The organism is Mycolicibacterium neoaurum (assembly GCF_036946495.1).
Lineage (GTDB): Bacteria > Actinomycetota > Actinomycetes > Mycobacteriales > Mycobacteriaceae > Mycobacterium > Mycobacterium neoaurum_B.
This window is the reverse complement of sequence record NZ_JAQIIX010000002.1, coordinates 3,608,282-3,627,634: the sequence shown is the minus strand read 5'-3', so window position 1 is coordinate 3,627,634 and position 19,353 is coordinate 3,608,282. Positions and strand designations below refer to the sequence as shown.

Annotated in this window: 16 protein-coding genes; 9 read left to right on the top strand and 7 right to left on the bottom strand. The window is 66.2% G+C overall.

The window, feature by feature from the left end; all coding sequences use genetic code 11:
* Window positions 1-228: 228 nt before the first annotated feature.
* The 3 genes from PGN27_RS22795 to PGN27_RS22785 are packed head-to-tail and all read left to right on the top strand — an operon-like array spanning window position 229 to window position 4,970.
* Window positions 229-987 carry a hypothetical protein gene (locus tag PGN27_RS22795; protein WP_335328150.1) on the top strand — a complete coding sequence of 253 codons (759 nt, stop codon included), beginning with the start codon at window positions 229-231 and terminating at the stop codon, window positions 985-987.
* A complete protein-coding gene (locus PGN27_RS22790) occupies window positions 984-3,128 on the top strand; it encodes an Rv1355c family protein (protein WP_335328149.1) in 2,145 nt (714 codons plus the stop codon). Before PGN27_RS22795 ends, PGN27_RS22790 begins: the two co-directional genes overlap by 4 nt.
* Complete coding sequence (locus PGN27_RS22785; protein WP_335328148.1) at window positions 3,129-4,970, top strand: putative bifunctional diguanylate cyclase/phosphodiesterase; 1,842 nt, start codon at window positions 3,129-3,131, stop codon at window positions 4,968-4,970.
* Between the two features lie 14 nt (window positions 4,971-4,984).
* Here the strand turns inward: PGN27_RS22785 and PGN27_RS22780 are convergent, their stop codons facing one another.
* Window positions 4,985-5,818 (bottom strand): FAD-binding protein, encoded by an 834-nt coding sequence (locus tag PGN27_RS22780; protein WP_335328147.1) that lies wholly within the window; start codon window positions 5,816-5,818, stop codon window positions 4,985-4,987.
* A gap of 311 nt (window positions 5,819-6,129) precedes the next feature.
* Here PGN27_RS22780 and PGN27_RS22775 point away from each other — a divergent pair, with 311 nt between their 5' ends.
* From PGN27_RS22775 to PGN27_RS22755, 5 genes are all read left to right on the top strand, one after another.
* Complete coding sequence (locus PGN27_RS22775) at window positions 6,130-7,362, top strand: acyl-CoA dehydrogenase family protein (protein WP_335328146.1); 1,233 nt, start codon at window positions 6,130-6,132, stop codon at window positions 7,360-7,362.
* Entirely contained in the window at window positions 7,363-8,478 is a 1,116-nt protein-coding gene (locus tag PGN27_RS22770; protein ID WP_335328145.1) for an acyl-CoA dehydrogenase family protein, read from the top strand.
* Between the two features lie 60 nt (window positions 8,479-8,538).
* A complete protein-coding gene (locus PGN27_RS22765) occupies window positions 8,539-8,787 on the top strand; it encodes a hypothetical protein (RefSeq protein ID WP_335328144.1) in 249 nt (82 codons plus the stop codon).
* Between the two features lie 127 nt (window positions 8,788-8,914).
* On the top strand, window positions 8,915-9,496 hold the full coding sequence (locus tag PGN27_RS22760; RefSeq protein ID WP_335328143.1) for a TetR family transcriptional regulator: 582 nt from the start codon (window positions 8,915-8,917) through the stop codon (window positions 9,494-9,496).
* Between the two features lie 22 nt (window positions 9,497-9,518).
* A complete protein-coding gene (locus PGN27_RS22755; protein ID WP_335328142.1) occupies window positions 9,519-10,952 on the top strand; it encodes an AMP-binding protein in 1,434 nt (477 codons plus the stop codon).
* On the opposite strand, the gene PGN27_RS22750 is transcribed toward PGN27_RS22755, so the two are convergent.
* From PGN27_RS22750 to PGN27_RS22725, 6 genes are all read right to left on the bottom strand, one after another.
* Window positions 10,953-11,717: a DUF2127 domain-containing protein gene (locus PGN27_RS22750; protein ID WP_335328141.1), complete on the bottom strand. Its 765-nt coding sequence runs from the start codon at window positions 11,715-11,717 to the stop codon at window positions 10,953-10,955.
* Window positions 11,718-11,830: 113 nt separating this feature from the next.
* Entirely contained in the window at window positions 11,831-13,594 is a 1,764-nt protein-coding gene (locus PGN27_RS22745) for an ABC transporter ATP-binding protein (RefSeq protein WP_335328140.1), read from the bottom strand.
* Window positions 13,591-15,348 (bottom strand): ABC transporter ATP-binding protein, encoded by a 1,758-nt coding sequence (locus tag PGN27_RS22740; RefSeq protein WP_418888635.1) that lies wholly within the window; start codon window positions 15,346-15,348, stop codon window positions 13,591-13,593. The genes PGN27_RS22745 and PGN27_RS22740 overlap by 4 nt, the downstream gene beginning before the upstream one ends.
* Before the next feature lie 118 nt (window positions 15,349-15,466).
* On the bottom strand, window positions 15,467-16,804 hold the full coding sequence (locus tag PGN27_RS22735) for a lysine N(6)-hydroxylase/L-ornithine N(5)-oxygenase family protein (RefSeq protein WP_335328139.1): 1,338 nt from the start codon (window positions 16,802-16,804) through the stop codon (window positions 15,467-15,469).
* The gene (gene panD, locus PGN27_RS22730; protein ID WP_335328138.1) at window positions 16,804-17,211 is read right to left on the bottom strand and encodes an aspartate 1-decarboxylase; all 408 of its coding nucleotides are present in this window, start codon (window positions 17,209-17,211) and stop codon (window positions 16,804-16,806) included. Before panD ends, PGN27_RS22735 begins: the two co-directional genes overlap by 1 nt.
* 211 nt (window positions 17,212-17,422) lie before the next feature.
* On the bottom strand, window positions 17,423-18,637 hold the full coding sequence (locus PGN27_RS22725; protein ID WP_335328137.1) for an oxygenase MpaB family protein: 1,215 nt from the start codon (window positions 18,635-18,637) through the stop codon (window positions 17,423-17,425).
* A 70-nt stretch (window positions 18,638-18,707) separates the two neighbouring features.
* On the opposite strand from PGN27_RS22725, the gene PGN27_RS22720 reads away from it, so the two are divergent.
* A complete protein-coding gene (locus PGN27_RS22720) occupies window positions 18,708-19,349 on the top strand; it encodes a TetR/AcrR family transcriptional regulator (RefSeq protein WP_335328136.1) in 642 nt (213 codons plus the stop codon).
* Window positions 19,350-19,353 lie beyond the last annotated feature (4 nt).

Sequence of the window (19,353 nt, the reverse complement as noted above, 5' to 3'; positions counted from 1 at the left end):
AACTGACGCTCGCGATAATTTTGCCAGAGTCAGGCCCATTTCAAATATCCGCCGGTGAATTGCTGCGATCCGTGAATGGCGATTCTGGCAACTTATGTCAGTCCATGACACTTATTTAGATCTGGCATTTCCGCAGGATATAGCGATACTTAACCCGACTATTTGAAATTATCCAGGGACCATACGCCCGCGTGGCAATCTCCCTGTACCGATCGGTGGGTCAAGTTTATGAGCGTGTCAATCGCCGAAGCCAGCATTAGCGCACTCCCGGACAATGCGTCGGTTCAGTGGTGGGATCGCGATACCGAGTGCACCCTCGTGCTCGCGACGCCAGCGGCCGAGCCCGAACTCTGGGACGACTTTCTCGACGGCGCGCTGCGCAGTTATCGCAAACACGGCGTCGAACAGGCGATCGAACCCAGTGCGGTGGCCGATCCCGCGACCACCTCGCTGTTCCTCACCGCGATCGATGACGCGGGCAGAGTGATCGGCGGTGTGCGTGCCCAGGGCCCGTACCGCCACGCCGATGAATCGCACGCCATCGTGGAATGGGCAGGCCAGAACGCCCTGCCGAGGGTGCGCAAGATGATCGCCGACCGCATCCCGTTCGGTGTGGTCGAGATCAAGACCGCGTGGACGGCCGACGATCGCCGGGGCGACCGCGATCGCGGTCGCTTGCTCACCCCGGCACTCGCACGCATGCCACTGCACGCCACGCTGGTATTGGGCGCTAAGTTCGCCATGGCGACCGCAGCGGCGCATGTCCTGGCGCGCTGGGAATCCTCGGGCGGCGTCGTCGCCACCCGCATCCCGGCCACGCCGTACCCCGACGAGAGATATGAGACGAAGATGATGTGGTGGGACTACGCGGAGTTCACCCGCACCGCCGACCCCGACCAAATCCTGGCAATCCGCGCGGAGGCGCGTGCGCTCGCCCCGATGCTCGAGAGCACCGAGGCTGTCCCGGCGATGTTGACCGGCCTGTGACCGACACGCACGCCGCCATCGTTCTCGCCGAAGACCACCCCGAGGACGCAAAGCTGTTATGGGAGTTGCGCGCTCGGCCCGATGTCGAGTTCGTGGACAATATCGGCAGGCAGCGCAGCGCGCTGGCCTCCCTGATACCGGCGGTCGACGCCGATCTGCTGGCCGAGCCACATCGGTGGGTCTACTACCCGTGGCGACGGTCGGTGGTGGGCATGTTGGGCCCGCGTGCATACCGGCGATTGCGCCTGGACCGCAACCGAAACCTGATCACCGACTCCGAACAGCGCGAACTTGCCGAGCTGCACATCGGCGTGATCGGCCTGAGCGTCGGGCATGTGATCGCCCATACCCTGGCCGCACAGGGGATCTGCGGTGAGCTGCACCTCGCGGACTTCGATGAACTCGAGGCGGCGAACCTCAATCGGGTGCCCGCCACCGTCTTCGACGAAGGTGTCAACAAGGCGATCATCGCGGCTCGCCGCATCGCAGAGCTGGATCCTTATGTGCGCGTGCAGGTATACCCCGACGCCGTCACCGCAGGCACCGTCGATGCCTTCCTCGACGGACTGGACATCGTGGTCGAAGAATGCGACTCGCTGGACACCAAGGCGCTGGTACGCGAAGCGGCCAGACACAGGCGGCTCCCGGTGTTGATGACCACCAGTGACCGCGGGCTGGTCGATGTCGAGCGTTTCGACCTCGAACCCGATCGCCCGATCCTGCACGGGATGTTGGGCGCGGTGAGCACCACCGATCTGGCCGGACTGAGCAGCACCGACAAAGTGCCCTACGTGCTCGGACTGCTGGATGCCACGTCGCTGTCCCCGCGCATGGCAGCGTCCTTGTGTGAGGTCGGCGAAACATTGTCGACCTGGCCACAATTGGCAGGCGAGGTGGTACTGGGCGCCGGTCTCATCGCCGAATCCGTGCGCCGGATCGGGCTCGGTGAGCCGTTGGGATCAGGTCGGACACGGTTGGACGTCGCCGCCGCACTCGACAACGTGGACGATCCGCTCCGCACGCCGTCGGCGCCCGCCGACGACCCGGTCGAAATCGAGGACGAAAGACAAGAATTCGAATCGGTACTCGACGCCATGGCCTACGCCGCGCATCGGGCACCGTCGGGCGGCAACTCCCAGCCGTGGTCGATCGAGATCGGCGAGCACAGCCTCGATCTTCACATAGACCCGCGGCGTACCAGCCAGATGGACGTCGAATTCCGAGGTAGCGCAGTCGCGCTCGGCGCGGCAGCGCTGAACGCCCGAATCGCCGCGGCAGCACACGGGCATGGAACGCGACTACATACCGGAAAGGGTGACCACACACCGCTGCAGATTTCGGTCGAACTCGGGGGAAGCGCCGATCCGGTACTGGCCGAGATGTATGGGCCGATGCTCGAACGAAACACCAACCGGCACCTCGGGGAACTGGTCACCTTCAGCGCCGATCTGCGGGAGGCGCTGCATGCCGCGGCGCTCGCCCACGGCGGTCGGCTGCGGTTGATCACCGACCGGGACGAAATCAGGCAATGCGCCGAGGTTCTCGCCGCCGCCGACCGTATTCGCTATCTGACCAATCAGCTCCACTCGGAGATGTTTGCCGAGATCTGGTCACCAGGAGATCCGGCGCCCGAGTACGGCATCGACGTGCGCACGCTGGAGTTGGCACCATCGGATCTGGCCGTCCTCGACGTCTTGCGCCGATCGGACGTGATGGACGAATTGGCCCGCTGGGACGCGGGTTCGGCGCTGGGCAACAATACACGTGACCGGGTGGGCGGGGCGTCGGCCGTGGCCGTGATCACCACGGACGGCCAGGAACTGGCCGACTACGCGCGGGCTGGAGCGGCGGTCGAGGCGGTGTGGATCACCGCCCAGACAGCGGGTTTGGCCACGCAGCCGGTATCGCCCGCTTTCCTCTACGCCCACACCGATCACGAATTGGCACAGTTGGCACCGGCATATCCCGAACAACTCGGGAACCTGCAATACACTCTCCGCAGGCTCACCGGAACGTCGCCGGATGAGGCGCAGGCATTGGTCATGAAGATCACCAGTGCACCGCGCCCGTCCCTGCGGAGTCGCCGGAGCCCACTGCTCCACACAACGTCGCACCCCGCGACACCACATCGAGAGGTCTAGGTGCCCCGCAGCCTCGAACTGGTCGTTACGGCGGCCGCGACGCGACTCAGCGCCGTCAACGCCGCGACCGCGGCGAGCGTGAGCCAGCAGGTACTCGCCGAACTGGTGACCTACTTCAATGTCGATTTCAGCTTTTTGCGCCACAACGATCATGCGATCCATGCGACGCGATTGATCGCCGACTGGCCGCCGCGTCCGGCCGATCTCGGGCCCGATCCACTCGAACTGATCTACTTCGCCGACGCGGACCCGGTGTTCGCGATGGCCGAGCACCTCAAGGAACCGATGGTGTTCCGGCCCGAGTCGACCGACGACTATCAGCACACCATTGAGGCGGGACGGCAGATCCCGACCACGTCGATGGCCTGTGTGCCCCTGTTGTCCGGTGACGTGACGACCGGAGTGCTTGGGTTCGTCAAGGTCGGGGTCCGGGAGTGGAGTGCGGAAGAACTCAACGCCCTGGTGGCGATCGCTACCCTGTTCGCCCATGTCCAGGCGCGCGTGGAGGCCGAAGATCGGCTACGGTTCCTGGCCGAGCACGACGATCTCACCGGACTGCACAACCGTCGTGCGCTGGTGGCCCATCTGGACTCTCGGCTCGCCGAGGGTGAGTCTGGGCCCGTCGCAGCCCTCTACGTCGACATCGACCGACTCAAGGCCATCAACGACTACCTCGGCCATACCGCGGGCGATTCCTTCATCCGCGTGATCGCCGGCCGTCTCGCCGAGTCCGTCGGTATCGGCATCATCGCCCGCCTGGGCGGTGACGAGTTCGTGGTCGTGCCCGACTCCCCCACCACCATCGACAAGGCCGAGGCCCTGGCCCACCAGGTTCAGGACGCGCTCTCCCAGCGGGTGCCTGTCGACGGCGAAATGGTGACCCGGTCGGTGAGTATCGGTGTCGCCGTCGGTGTTCCGGGTCGCGATTCGACATCTGACCTGATGCGCCGCGCGGATCAGGCCATGCTGACCGCGAAGAAGACCGGTGGCAACGAGGTGACGGTGTACTCGGACGTGATCGCCTCCGAGAGTGAGTTCCGCAACGACATCGAGTTGCACCTGCAGAACGTGATCGAGACGGGCGCACTGTTCCTGCGCTTCCTGCCCGAGATCGACATGCGCACCGGCAAAGTGCTCGCTACCGAGGCGCTGGTCCGATGGCAGCACCCCACGCGTGGCCTGCTGTCACCCGATGCGTTCATCGGGGTTGCCGAGTCCATCAACCTGGCGGGTGAACTGGGTCGTTGGGTCATGCGCACCGCCTGCGCGGAGTTCGCCCGCTGGCAGGCTTCCGGCGTCGGACACGATATCGTCCTGCGGGTCAACGTGTCACCGGTGCAACTGGTGGCCGACGGTTTCGTCGAATCGGTAGCGGCAATCCTCGACGAGTACGACATCGACCCCGGATCGGTCTGCCTGGAGATCACCGAGAGCGTCGTGGTCCAGGACATCGACACGACGCGAATCACCCTGGCCGGTCTCCACCAGGTGGGGGTGCAGGTCGCCATCGATGACTTCGGCACCGGGTACAGCGTGCTGTCGCTGCTCAAATCTCTTCCGGTCGAGGCACTGAAGATCGACAAGAGCTTCGTTCGTGACCTGGGATCCAGCCCAGGTGATCTGGCCATCGTGCGCGCAATCGTCGCGCTTGCCGAGGCGTTCGGGTTGCAGCTGGTCGCCGAGGGGGTGGAAACCGAGGCCGCCGCCGTGACGCTCTTACGCCATGGTTGCCACCGCGCCCAAGGCTTTCTGCTCTCCCGCCCCATCCCCGGTGAGGAGATGGAGGCGCTGTTGCGCCGAGGGCACGTACCGGTGGATTTCACTCCGGGACTCCGTCCCTGACGGCCGGCACCCCCTCACGGCACGGAGGGTGGCTCGATCTCGCGTAATACCTCCAGCCTGCCGAACCGGCCCGCTCGCCGGCCGACAAGGCCGATGCGATCACCGGCATCGAGGTGCTGCGCCAGCGGCACGGTCTGCGTGCCCGTGATCGCCACGCCGACACGGGCCCGCACTGCCCAGGCCCCCGCCGGGGTATCGAGAACCACACCGTCGACCCAGCCATCCTCACCGAACACGAGGCGCTGCAATGTGCTGTGTTCGGAGACCTCGATCCCCTGGTCGGCGGCAGCCGCGTCGAGCCAGTCTCCGAGGGTCTGTCCCGGCGTAACCACCTCGCCCAGTACGGCGACATCGATGGCCGTCCCGTCGGCGTCGCGCATCGATCTGGTCGGCCAGTAGGACACCCTGGTGAACAGGACACCGAAGGGCGAACCCAGACAGGTTGCCGCCCAATCCCAGAGCCGAGACCCCACGAACGTGTCGATCGCGCGACGGCGCGTGGCATCAGGGCGCTCTGCGAGATGGACCGCGGTCCTCGCCAAATCCGGTTCCTCAGCGGTCGGTAGCTCAGCGCTCAGCGCGTCGAAGTACGCGTCGGTCGCGGGGTCGTCCAGCCGCGGCAGCCATCCACGGACGCCGCCGTGGTCCTCCTGAACCGTCGGTGCGGATCGAGCCACCACGACATCGAGGTCGGCCGAAGCAGCGGCAATGGCGCATGCCAGACCGGCCGGTCCGGCACCGACAGCAACGACGTCGGCCTCGTCATCCCATTCGTAGCTATCGCCATTGCCATAGCTGAACTCGTCATGGTCTTCGACACCCCTGCGGTTCGCCTCGCCGCCCGTCACAGCGCTCCGACCATAATTTTCAGGCGACTTCGTGCCGATCTGCGACCCGAACACGGATGTGCCGCGTTCCGCCCGGTGGTTCGGGGGAAGTTGCCAGTACGGATCACGGCAATGTGATGACGGTAGCGTTCAGCAGGTCGGAACCGCCGCCGGCCGGTCGTCTCCGTCGCCGTCGGGGGCTGCAGACAGATCATGCGCACGAGCCACCCTATGTCGCCGTCGCCGCAGAACCACCACTGCCGGGGTTTCCCAACACCATGTCGAACTGCTAGTTATATAGCTAGGTTAGATAGCCGGAGGCAAGGAGAGTCATGGACCTGAGCTGGTCAGAGGCGGACAACGCGTTCCGCGAAGAGGTCCGCCGATTCATGGCGGAGAAGCTGACGCCGGAGATTTCGCGAGCCGGCCGATTGATGACCAGCGTGTACAGCGATCACGAGGCCAGCCTGGCGTGGCAGGCCATCCTGCATGAACGCGGCTGGGCTGCGCCGGCGTGGCCGGTGGAGTACGGCGGATGCGACTGGAGCCTGACCCAGCACTACATATTCAGCCGTGAATCCCAGCTCGCCGGAGCGCCGTCGCTGTCGCCCATGGGCATCCGGATGGTCGCCCACGCGATCGTGAAATTCGGCACACCCGAACAGAAAGAGTACTTCCTACCGCGCATCCTCACGGCCGAGGTTTTCTTCTGTCAGGGCTACTCCGAGCCCGAGTCAGGGTCCGATCTGGCGTCACTGAGCATGGCGGCAATCGACGATGGCGATCACCTGGTCTGCACCGGCAGCAAGATATGGACCACCCACGCCACCGAGGCCAATTGGATGTTCGCATTGGTGCGGACCTCTCGCACCGGGAAGAAGCAGCACGGCATCACCTTCGTCCTCGTCGACATGACCACCCCGGGTATCGAGGTACGCCCGCTGGTCATGACCTCCGGCGAAGAAGTACAAAGTCAGGTTTTCTTCGACGCGGTGCGTATCCCGAAGGCCAACATCCTCGGCAACATCGACGAGGGTTGGACGGTGGCCAAATACCTCCTCGAATTCGAGCGCGGCGGCGGCGCCACCGCGCCGGCGCTGCAGGTCATGGCCGAGGACGTGGCACGAGTCGCGGCGACGCAGCCGGGCCCCGACGGCGGTGCCCTCATCGACGACCCCGCCTTTGCCAGGAAACTCGCCGACGCACGCATCCGTACCGAGGTCCTGGAAATCCTCGAGTATCGCGTCCTGGCGGCACTTGCCGGCGGCGGGAATCCCGGTGCGGCCTCCTCGATGCTGAAGGTGATCTCCACCGAACTGAGTCAGACGCTGACCGAACTCGCGTTGGAAGCGGCCGGGCCGCGCGGACGCGCCTACCAGCCGCACGCGACGTGCCCCGGCGGGCCGATCGCCGATTTCGAGCCTCCGGCCGACGGCTATGTCTCCGGTGAGCCCTGGCAGGCCGTCGCCCCGCTGCGCTACTTCAACGACCGGGCAGGCTCGATCTACGCCGGCAGCAACGAGATTCAGCGCAACATCCTCGCCAAAGCAGAGTTGGGACTCTAAATGGACTTCACCCTCAACCATGAACAGGACCTGCTGCGCGACGGGCTCACCAGGTTCCTGTCATCCCGGTACGGTCTCGAATCCAGCCGTGCGGCAGCCAAACTCGGCCCGGGCTGGCAGCCGGCGATCTGGCGGGCCTTCGCCGACGAACTCGGCATTCTCGGTGCGGCGTTGCCGGAGCGGGTCGGTGGCATCGGAGGCGGACCGGTCGAGGTGATGGTGATCGCCGAAGAGCTGGGCCGGGCACTGGTCATCGAACCCTACGTCGACACGGTGGTGGTCGCCGGCGGTCTGCTGCAGCGGGCCGGCGGCGATATCGCAGATGCACTACTGGAGCGGATCGCCGGCGGCGAAGCCATCGTCTCGCTGGCCGCCGCCGAAGCGTCATCCGGCGATCGCTGGCAGGACGCCTCGACCACCGCCGTCGCCGACGGCGCGGGCTGGGTACTCGACGGAGCCAAGATCGCGGTGCCCAACGCACCCCTGGCCACTCATCTACTGGTGACGGCCACCACATCGACCGGGCTGTCGCTGTTCCTCGTCGATCTGAGCAACCCGCCTGCGGGCCTGACCATGCACGGATATCGCACGATCGACGACCATCGGGCCGCCGATGTCGAGCTTGCCGGTGTCCCGGCGGTCCTGCTCGGCACCGACGGTCAGGCCTGGGACTCGCTGGCACGGGCGCGGGACGAGGGTGCAGCGGCGGTGGCCGCGGAGACTGTGGGCTGCATGCGGAAGGTGTTGGCCGACACCGTCGAGTACTGCAAGCAACGCCATCAGTTCGGCATGCCGATCGGCAGCTTCCAGGTGCTGCAGCACCGCATGGTGGACATGCACATGGAAGTGGAGCAATCGGTGGCCGCGGTATACCTCGCCGTCCTCAACCTCGACGCCGATCCCGCCACGAGGTCGAGGGCGGTGTCGGCAGCGAAGGCGACCGTCGGCCGGGCGGCGCGGTTCGTCGGCCAGAACGCGGTCCAACTGCACGGCGGCATGGGGATGACCGAGGAGTTGGCGATCGGCCATTACTTCAAGCGGTTGACCGCCATGCAGTACGAATTCGGCACGACCGACTTCCACACCATGCGATACGCCGAGCTCACGCGTCCCTGAAACGTCCCTGGCAGATCTTTGCTGCCATCGTCGATCGACGATAGGTACGCTGATCTTGTTATGCAGACCTCGGCGCTCACTGTTGCTGCCTACCTGGTGGTGGGCCTGGCAAGTGGCGCCTGGTTCTGGCGCGTCATCCGGCGCAGCGGGCACCGCGTCAACCTGGCGCTGGTCGTGCTGAGCATTGTGTTCGGCGGCCTCTGGCCGATCATGATGCCCGGGGTGACGATCTACCGGTACGCACTCGGACGGCCACGAAGGCTGCCCTCCCACGTGGCCTCGACCGCGAGGATATCTCGCCGAGCATAGCTGGACACTTGTCCAATGAGGCCCGTCACGCTGCACCGCATAGTGTTCACCGTTGGCCGCCAGCTCGAATAATTGCTCGTCAAGACCTCGTATTGCCATAGATCGAACACCGCCCTATCTTGGACACATGTCCAGCGCAGCGGCGCCTGATGTCGCCTATATGTGGGGCCGAGCGTCCCGGCGTAAGCGCACCCACCGTCAAGTCTTCGGCGCCGCGACGGCGATCCTGGACGCCCGTGCCGAACTGTCCCTCGCTGAGCTTGCGGTGCGGGCACGGATCACACCGGCCACCGTCTCGGCCCATTTCCCGACCGTCGACACCGTCTTCGCCGAGCTGTATCTGACCCGGTTGCATGATCTGCCACTGGTCATCGACCCGACAGCACCGATGCGCGCCCGAGTCGGCGAGCAACTGCGCGCAATCACACTGGTGGTCGCCGACGAGCCCCTGCTCGCCGCGGCGTGTGCCAGAGCACTGCTGAGTGAGAACGATGATTCGGTCGCCGGGGTACGCGAAAGGGTGGCCGCCGAGGTGCATCGTCGGACTGCGGCCGCGCTCGGCGTCGGGGCCTGGCCGGAGGTGCTCGACACCGTGGAGACGCTGTTCTGGGGTGCGCTGCTGCAGGTTCGCGCCGGCGTGCTGAGTTATCGCGAGATGGCCGACCGGCTGGACACCATGCTCGAACTGGTCTTGCCCGATCTCGCCTGAGCACCGCGTAACGTCACCGTCGATGAGCATCGATCTGATCCACGACCTGGTGTCGACGGCAGCAGCGGTGGCCCCCGACCGCGCCGCTGTCATCGGTACCGACGCTGAGTCGATCAGCTTCGCGCAGTTCGACTCTCAGATCCGTCGGCTCGCAGCCTGGGTGGCGGAGCACAGCGCACCCGGAGAGCGTGTCGCCGTGATCGCCGACAACGGTCCCGACTATGCCCGGCTCTACTATGCCGTCCCGCGCAGCGGCCGCATCCTCACATTGGTCAACCAACGTCTCAGCGCCGCAGAGCAGCTCACCGCGCTCGACGCGGCCGAGCCGACCCTCGTGCTCGGCGACCGCCGCTACCTCGATGCGCTCCCCCACCCCGCGGTCGCCTTCGATGACGCTGACTGGCAACGCTTTCCCGCCGATGATCCACGGGACACCCCCTCCCCCGACGATCCGGCCTGGCTGCTGTTCACCAGCGGTTCAACCGGTACCCCCAAGGGCGTGCTCCATACTCACCGATCGATCACCACGGCGGTGCGCGGCACGGTGGCGGGCCGGGCGGTGCAGTCCGGCGGGGTCTACCTACTGCCGTTCCCGATGTGTCATATCGCCGGTTACAACATGTTGGTCCACCATTCGCGGGCCTCGACGGTCCTGCCGGTACCGTCTTTTCGGCCGGACACATTCGTTGCGACGGTGCACGCGCACGGCGTCACATCATGTTCGTTGGCGCCGACCATGTTGCACAGCCTGCTGGCCTACCTGGAAGACACCGGCCAGACCCTGCCGACATTGCGCGATATTGGCTACGGCTCGGCGGCCATTCCGGCCGACCTGTTGCGTCGCGCCGTCGACACGCTGGGAGTGGGCTTCCACCAGGGTTACGGTATGACCGAAACCGGCGGCAACGTCACGTTTCTGGGCCCGGACGACCACCGCAGCGCCGACCCGACAATCCTGCGCAGCGCCGGCAGACCACACGCCGAAGTCGAGATACGGATCGCCGCGAACGGTGAGATCCTCGTCCGTGGAGCACAGGTCGCCGCACGGTACTGGCCGGACCGCCCGGTGACCGTCGACGGCTGGTTGCACACCGGCGATATCGGCAACGTCGACGAGCACGGCAGGCTGGTGGTCACCGATCGGCTCAAGGACGTCATCATCACCGGCGGTGAGAACGTCTCTTCCCGCGAGGTCGAGGACGTGCTGTCACTGCATCCGAGCGTCGCTCAGGCGGCGGTCGTCGGCGTGCCGGATCCCTACTGGGGCGAGGCGATCTGCGCCGTCGTCGTGGCAGCGACACCGGTGAGCGCCGCGGAACTGATCACCCATGTGCGGGCCCGGCTCGCTGCATTCAAACGTCCGAGGCATGTGCTCTTCGTCGACAGCTTGCCGCTGACCAGTAATGGCAAGGTGGCCAAGGAGGTCGTGCGCCACCAGGCCCGGGACGCTCTGTGATCAGCGGTGATTCAGTCCGGCGCGCTCGACGCTGAGCAGGCTCTCGGTGTGGTGCTCGGCGAGGTAGGCCGCGCCGCCACCGTTGAGTCCGAAAAGCCGTTTGCTCCACAACAACCACACCACCGCCACGATGTTGATCAGCACCGCAAGCACCCGCAGTGCGGTGACCTTCTCGGTCAACTCGTAGATCTCCAACGGCAGGAAGGCACTGGTGGCGATGACGGCGAAATACTCACCCCACCGTTTCATCGACCACAGGCCGACGGCCTCGATCAATTCGATGAGGGCGTAACCGATCAGGCCGATGCCGACCCACAGCAGGGTGGTCTCCGAGAGCGTGAAGGCTTCCCCGATGTGCTGCACGATCTTCGAGTCGTCGATGTTCCAACCGATCTGATCGCTGAGCGGTTTGATCAACGGCAACTCGGCCTCGAACTTCTGCTGGTACTCAGCTCGCGCACCGCGCAGCTTGAACACCGCGACCGCACCCAGCAGGACGATCAGCGCCCGGACAACCCGTTCAACGGCCAGTACCCGCATCAGAGTGCGGTCGCGCAGCAACCGGCCGCGCGGAACCTCGGGCGCGGTGTCGGCCGGACCACGGCCGCGCGGTGGACCCACCACGAACGTCTCGCACCGCAGGCAGCGCCACGCCTGGCCGACCGGGGTATCGACCCGCAGCCGGTCGCGCAGCTCGGGCTCGTCGGGAGCGAATGTCGCATGCCCGTGCAGACCGCACGAGCGCAGCGCGAAATCGATCCGCATCGCATCCTCCCGGTACGTGCCCGCCACCTCGGCGCGCCTCCTCGTATCGTCAGCCTACGAGGACGCCGAGCACGGCGGTCAGTCCGGGCATCGCGGGCGTGCTCGGCTCAAGTTCACTCGGGTGCCGTGTGGTGAGCCGTCCAGGCCCGCCACAACTGGGCGTAACTGCCCTGCGCCGCCACGAGTTCGTCGTGCGTGCCCTCCTCGGTGATGCTGCCGTGCGCCATCACCACGATGCGGTCGGCGGTGGCCGCCTGGGTCAACCGGTGTGCCACAACCAGCGTGGTGCGATCGGCCGTGACGGCTGCCGCGGCCCGTTCCAGGTCACGTGCGCCGAGGCTGCCCGCCTCCGCGGTCGCCTCGTCGAGGATCGCCACGGCCGGATCGAGCAACAGCAATCGCGCGAGCGCAACCTGCTGGGCTTGGGCGGCGGTGAGTTCGTGCCCGCCCTCACCGACGATGGTGTGGATACCATCGGTGAGCGAGGCGACCCACTCCCCGGCACCGACGGTGTGCAGCGCCGCTGCGATCTCGTCGTCGGATGCTTCCGGTTTGGCGAGCCGCAGATCGTCGGTGAGCGGACCGGCGAACACGTGGACGTCCTGGCTGATGATGGCCACGCTTCGACACCGCTGCTCGGCGGTCATCTCTGCCAGCGGCACCCCGCCGATGCGCACCCCGCCGCGCTGCGGGTGCAGTATGCCGGCCGCGATACCGGCCACGGTCGATTTGCCGGCGCCGGTCGACCCGACGAGGGCCACCCGTTGCCCGGGCTCCAGCCGGAGGCTTACTTCACGCAGGACGGGATGTTCTCCGTCATAGCTGAATTCGAGATCGTTCAGCTCCAGGGAGGTATCGCGTGGATTCGCACCGGTACCGTCGGCCACCGGCGGTGGCGGGATGCTCACCAGACCGACCAGCCTGGCCAGGCTGGCTCCCGCGGATTGCGCCTCGTCGGCGGTGAACAGCAGCATGCTGATCGGATTGAAGAGCCGATGGAACAGCAACGCTGCGGCCGTTGTCTGACCGACGGTGACGGCACCGTCGGCGACCAACCAGAAACCGGTCACCAAAATGACGGACAGCCCGATGAATTCGGATCCGTTGACTCGCCCGACGAACCGGGTGAAGAAGGTGAACACACCGATCGAGATGTCCCGCACCCGCGCCGAGGCCTCCTCGATATCGCGCTGGTGAGAGGTGTGCGCGTGGTAGGCGTGCACGGTGGGCGCGCCGAGCATGCTTTCCATCAGCACCTGCGACCGCTCGGCGATGACACGGCGCTCCTCGGCATACCGGGGTGCCGACCGCGGCAGATACCAGCGTAATGCCCACAGGTAGAACGGAATCGAGAAGGCTCCGGCGATGGCCAGTCGCCAATCCACACCGAGCATCGAGGCCAGGGTCAACGCGGTGAGCATCAGCGCCGAGAACATCGTCGGGATGACCTCGTTGACGCCCTTGGCAATGGTCGCCACATCGGTGCTGACCCGGGACAGCAGATCTCCTCGTCCGACGCGCTCCACTGTTGTCGTCGGCAGGGCGAGGGCCCGGTCCATACCCGCCTCGCGCAGATCGGCCAGCATCACCGAACCGAGCCGGGCGATCAGATAATTCGATGCACCGGTGGCCGCACCACCGACGAGCGCCGCGGCGATCAGCACGGCCGCCATGACCACGATCACCGAGGACGATGAGCCGTCGATGATCCGGTCGACGAGCGCACCGAGCACGTAGACCGGCAGGATGGCGGCCCCGGCGGCGAGCGTGCCGACCAGCACCGTGCCGACGAGTACCCCTGGGCGGCCGCGGAGTTCGCGGCGCAACCACCGCCACGTCTCGCGGCCGCTGGCGACCGGCAGGATATCCGCGCTCATCGCAGCACCGCCGCGCGATACTCCGGATGCCGCATCAGATCCTCATGGGTGCCCTCGAGCGTCACCCGGCCCGCGTCGACGAGCAGGACGCGATCGGACACCGCCAACAGCGCCGGACTGCAAGTGACGATCACAGTGGTGAAGTTCGACGCGTGCGCGCCATGGCGCAGCCGCGCGATGCCTTGCGCCACGGCAGCTTCGGTGACGGCGTCGACCGCCGTCGTGGGTTCGTGCAGGACGAGCACGGGCGCTGCCCGTAACAGGGCGCGGGCCAGTGTCAACCGCTGACGCTGCCCGCCCGACAGACTGGAGCCGCGCTCGGTCACGATGTGGTCGAGACCCTCGGGATGGGCATCGACGACATCGACCGCATTCGACGCATGCAGCGCCTCGGCCAGGGCGTCGGGATCACCCTCACCGCCGAGGTTGCTACGGACCGAACCGGTGAACAGGTCGGCACGATGCGGTTCGACCAGCAGGGCACGACGCGCCTCGTCGAGGGCGAGATCCTCCAACGGTGTACCGGACAGCCTGATTTCGCCGGTGTACTCCTGCCGGGCAACACGGCCGGACAGCACGCCGACCAGAGCCTCGGCGTCACTCGATCTGGTCGTGACCACCCCCACGAACTGCCCGGGAGTCACCGTCACGCTCACATCCCGGAGCCCGCCGTACCCGACCCGGTCGATCGCAATGCCGTGTGGCGGAGCACCATCGAGCACCGCCGCACCGGGGGTCAGGGCGAACGCGGAGTCCTCGATCCAGCCGACGCGTTCGGCCGAGGCGCGTGCCTCCGCGACCCAGCTCGGGGCCTCGGCCATGGTGCCGAACGGCTCGAGCAGGAATTGGGCGAGCCCGATCACGGTGATGAGTTCTCCGACGGTGATATCGCCCCGCAGCGCCAGCCAGCCGGCCAGGACCGCGACCCCGACCGCCAGCAATGAGCTCAGCACGCTGGAGAAACCGAGATACACGCCCTGGGCGCGCGCGGCTCTGATGCCGGCACTCAAGGCATCCCGGCTGACGATCCGGTAGCGCGCGGCAGCGGCCCGCTCGGCGCCTATACCGCGCAACGGCCGCAGTCCGGCAACCAGATCGGCCGACATCGCGGTGGCCTCACCGGCGGTCTCCTGCTGTTCGGCGACCCGGCGGGTGATCACCGGTCCGCCGAAGTGCAAGGCGAACAGGATCACCGGCGTACCGATCAACACCGCGAGACCGAGCGGCACGTCGATGGTCAGCAGCATCGTGGCGCACACCACGATCGCGGTCACCGCACCGGCGATGCGCGGGATGTAGTCCAGCAGGTACGAGACGTTGTCGGCGTCGGTACTGGCGATCGACAAGAGTTCACCGGAGCGCTGCGAGGTCCGTAGACGGCGCGGATCCAGAATCCTGGCTGCCAGGTCGATGCGCAGCCGGTGCCCCTCGGTGGCGATCGCGCGCATCAGGTGCCGCGCACCGAAGCGGTAACACGAGGTCAGTGCGGCGAAAAGGGCCGCGAGCACGCCGATCCAGATAAGCAGCTGGGTGGCATCGCCGGGTTTGACGGCCCGGTCGACGAGTACGCCGATGAGAACCGGAACCATTGCCTCGCAAAGCTGGTGGCCACAGATCAGAAATGACCCGGTGGTCAGCAGTCGCGCATTACGGGTGATGGTGCGCCGCAGGATGGCGGCCCCGGTCCGGGTCCGTCCGGCACCGCCTTCGGCGGTGTCACCGGAGCTCAGGTCGCCCAACGGATTGCCCGACAATGAAACTCCTCGGCGGTGGCATGGTTTCCGGAGCGCCTGCCGCGTGCCCGGTCGAACAGCCTGACACTAGCAAGGACACACAGCGCCAACGCAACCCATATCACGGCGCTGGGCAAGCTCAGTGGCCGACCGCCAGTTCGGGGGTCCGCTCGGCCAATCCCACCTGCTGGGCGACGGAGTCCACGATCTCACCGCTGCGTACCGCGATGTTGGACAGCAGCGATGAGCTGAGCCCGTGCGTATGTTCGGTACCGCCTTGCAGATAGATGGCCCCGGAGATCTGCCTGCTGACCACGAGTCGGTAATCGCGGGTCAGCTCGGGTCGATCCGGACCGAATCGTCCTAGGTCATAGAGCTCACCGAGCATGTCGGGGAGCGGCATCGGGATGAAACCGGTTGCGTAGACCACGGCGTCGCAGTCCAACACATCAACCGAGCGGGTCGGCAGATGCTCGATCGTCACCTGCACACCGGTGTCGCTTTCGACGGTCTGTCGCACCTCCGACGCGCCGCGGAAGAACAGTCGTCGCCGACCGGCGACGCGCTCGGCATACTCCTTGGTGTACAGGTCCTCGATCAGCGGAAGATCCACGCAGGAGTAGTTGGTCGACCGGTGGTAGTCGATGAGGCGTTGGCGCACAGATGTTTCCGCTGAATAGAAGTCGTCGACGGCGGCGGGATCGAAGATCCGGTTGGCGTAGGGACTGTCATCGGCAGGACTGTATCCGTACTTCGCGAAGACTCCGTGCACCTCCGCGTCAGGATACGTGGAGTGCAGGTAATCGGTGACTTCCGCGGCGCTCTGGCCCGCACCCACCACGATGAATCGACGGTGAGTGGTCGACGGGACGTCCTTGATCCTGGTGAGCAGGTCGTTGTTGTGGAACTGGCGCGCAGTTTGGGTGACACCGCGTGGCAGTTGCGGCTTGAGGCCACCCGCCAACACGACCGTTCTGGCCAACAGGGTCTCTCGCCGCGACGTCTCCACGTCTTCGACATCGATTGCCAGACAGTGCCCTTCATCGCGTACAGCGACGGCCCTGGTGCCGTAATGCACCGTCGCCGCCACCCGCTCGGCGGCCCATTCCAGGTAATCGTGGAACTCCAGGCGCGTCGGGAAGAAGGTCTGGTGGTTGATGAAGTCGTTGAGACGTCCGCGATCGGTCACGTAGCTCAGGAACGTATACCGGCTCTGAACGTTTCGCTGACTGGCGAGATCCTTGAGGAAAGAGATCTGCATGGTCGTGCCCGGGATGAGCATTCCCGTGTGCCAACCGAATCGCGGCTTCGCTTCGACGAATTCGGCGGTGATCCGCCCGGCCGCCGACCGTCGCTCGTTGAACTCCTCGATCGCGATGGCCAGGCCGAGGTTGGATGGACCGAAGCCCACGCCGACGACATCGAGGACCCGCCGGCCACCGCTGTCGCGGTTACCGTTCACGGCGGTGCCGGACATCAGGCTCCCGTGAGCTGGTCGACGGCCCCTGGCACCGGCTCCGACGGATCGGCACCCAGTGCGACGATGCGGTTGTCACCGTCGACATGGACGATCCGCGGAATGTGTTCGCCGAGCTTGCTTTCCTCGACGGTTCGGTATGTGAGGATGATCACCAGATCACCCGGGTGCACCAGATGCGCTGCAGCACCGTTGATTCCGATCACGCCAGACCCTGCCGCACCGGTGATTGCATAGGTGGTCAGGCGCGCTCCGTTGGTGATATCGACGACATCGACCTGTTCGCCGTCGAGGATATCGGCCGCGCGCATGAGATCCTGATCGATGGTGATCGAACCGACGTAGTGCAGGTCAGCTTGGGTGACAGTGGCGCGATGCACCTTGCCCCCCAACATGGTTCGGAACACAAGTCCCTCCATCACTTATTGAGTTCGACTCCCCGCAGACCTACGGATCTGCGTTCAAGCGTAGGTTAACCTACCCTTATATCGGTCACAACGCTACATCCCACCCATGTTGCCGGCAGCCGCATCACCGCCCCGCAACCGGTACCCGTAGGTACCACCCGGGGGGCCGCAGCGGCAGAGAAATATTCGCGCGCGTCAGTAACGCCCGACTTCAGGCGACCTGCACCACGTGCGCAGCGGATTCACCGATCCGGGCCTTGGCGCCACCGATCATCGTGCGGAGCAGTGCCTTCTGCTCTCGATCACCCCGCGCGGCGTCTGCGTCGGCGAGTTGGGGTTGCGCCAGCACCCGCAGACTGCGCAGCACATTGACCGGGAGACGCAACGCCGGGTACCAGGGCAGCACATAGCGCGGCAGCCCCAGCGCACGCATCGCCCGCGGCCCGAGGAAGGCGCTCGTCACCGACAGATGCTGCGCGCGGGCCAGCCTGCGGCGGATGCCGATGAGATTCTCGAAGTGCCACCCCATCGGATCCTGGGCCATCGGCACGGCCAGGGCCTGAGTGGACTCGTCGGGCTGGGCCAGCGCCGTCAACGTGTGGAACAACACCCGGATGCCGTCGCGGTAATCGCGCGGTAGCCACTCGTCTTCGACCCCGATGAGCCAACCGACATAGCGGGTCAGGTGCGCGATTCCGGCATAGTCCGCCGGTGAGAGCAGCAGACCCATACCGATCCCGCCCGCAGAGGGCGCGATCAGGGCGCCGACCAACGTGGCCGCCATATCGGTCTGATTGATCGGCAGACCCCAGTCCGCGCCGCGCCAGTCCGGCAGTGCCGCCACGTGGCGTCGCACCATCGCATGGATCAGCCGAACGCGCAGGGTCGATCGGTAGCCGACACCGCCGGGATCCATACCGTTCTCGGAGATGACGTCCATCGCCCACTGCATCGTCTCGGCGAATCGCTTGTTCGACCCCTTCTCCAGTGCACCGGTGCGCACCAGGGTCTTGTTGAACCCGGAGAACTGGTATCCGCCGAGCAGCGAGACGTCACGCGCGATGTACATCCCGTCGGCACCGCTGCGGCGCATCGCCCGTTCACCGCGCCGGATCAGATCCCAGTCGACCCAATCGGGCACCGCCTCGACGAGCTCGAAGAACTCGCGCAGGGGCGCCGGCGCGTCCGCGACCTCGGCGATTCCCTCGGCCGCCGCGCGCTCGAACAGCGGTCGCGCCTGCGCCATGCCCGCCTGCAGCATCCACTCCACCAGCCGGTCGGCGGCCTCGTCACCGATGGTCAGCCGCTCACCGAGCCTGCGCCACTGGTCGTGGTCGGGTTCGCCCAGTCCGAGCAGACCGGCGAGCAGCCGGATGGCGCCGGGCACCGGACCCGGACGTTGCGGGTGACGCGTCGGCACGCTCATCTTGTTCCCCTCCGGCCCACTTTGGATTACATGCGTCGTCCGAATTTAGGACGCGGGTAGGGTGCTGTCAATGAACCGCGCGAAGGTGGAGCGGGATTATGGCGGGATCAGCGCAGCCGACCGCCGCGCCGACCGCCGCCAACGTCTGCTCACCGCGGGTCGACGACTCTGGGGCGAGTCGGGTGTGGCAGAAGTCACCGTTCGCGGGGTGTGCGCCCAGGCCGGGCTGATCACTCGATACTTCTACGAGCAGTTCGACAATCGCGAGGCGCTGATCTTTGCGGTGGCCGATGACGTCCGTGATCAGCTGTTGGCCGCGATGATCAGTGCGGGCGTGGGCGATCCGGGCACGCTGGCCGACAAACTGCGCTCGGCGCTCACGGCGTTCCTGGAGATCATCGCCGCCGACCCACATGTGCACCGGATCTCCACGGGCGACGTCAGCACCGTGCCCGGTCTCACCGAACACCGCGGCAAGATCCTGGATCTCATCACCGATGAGGTGACCCGGCGTGCGCCCGACGTGCTCGACGGTGAGGTACCCGGACCGACCGAGTTACGGCGCGGGGCACTGTTCATCGTGGGCGGGGTCAACCAACTCATCGAGGACTGGCTGCGCAACCCGGTGTTGGCGCCCGCCGAGTTGGCCGGGATCGCCGCCGATATGTGCGTGGCCTACTTCCGCGGGCTCGCACACTCCCCTACCCAGTGACTTC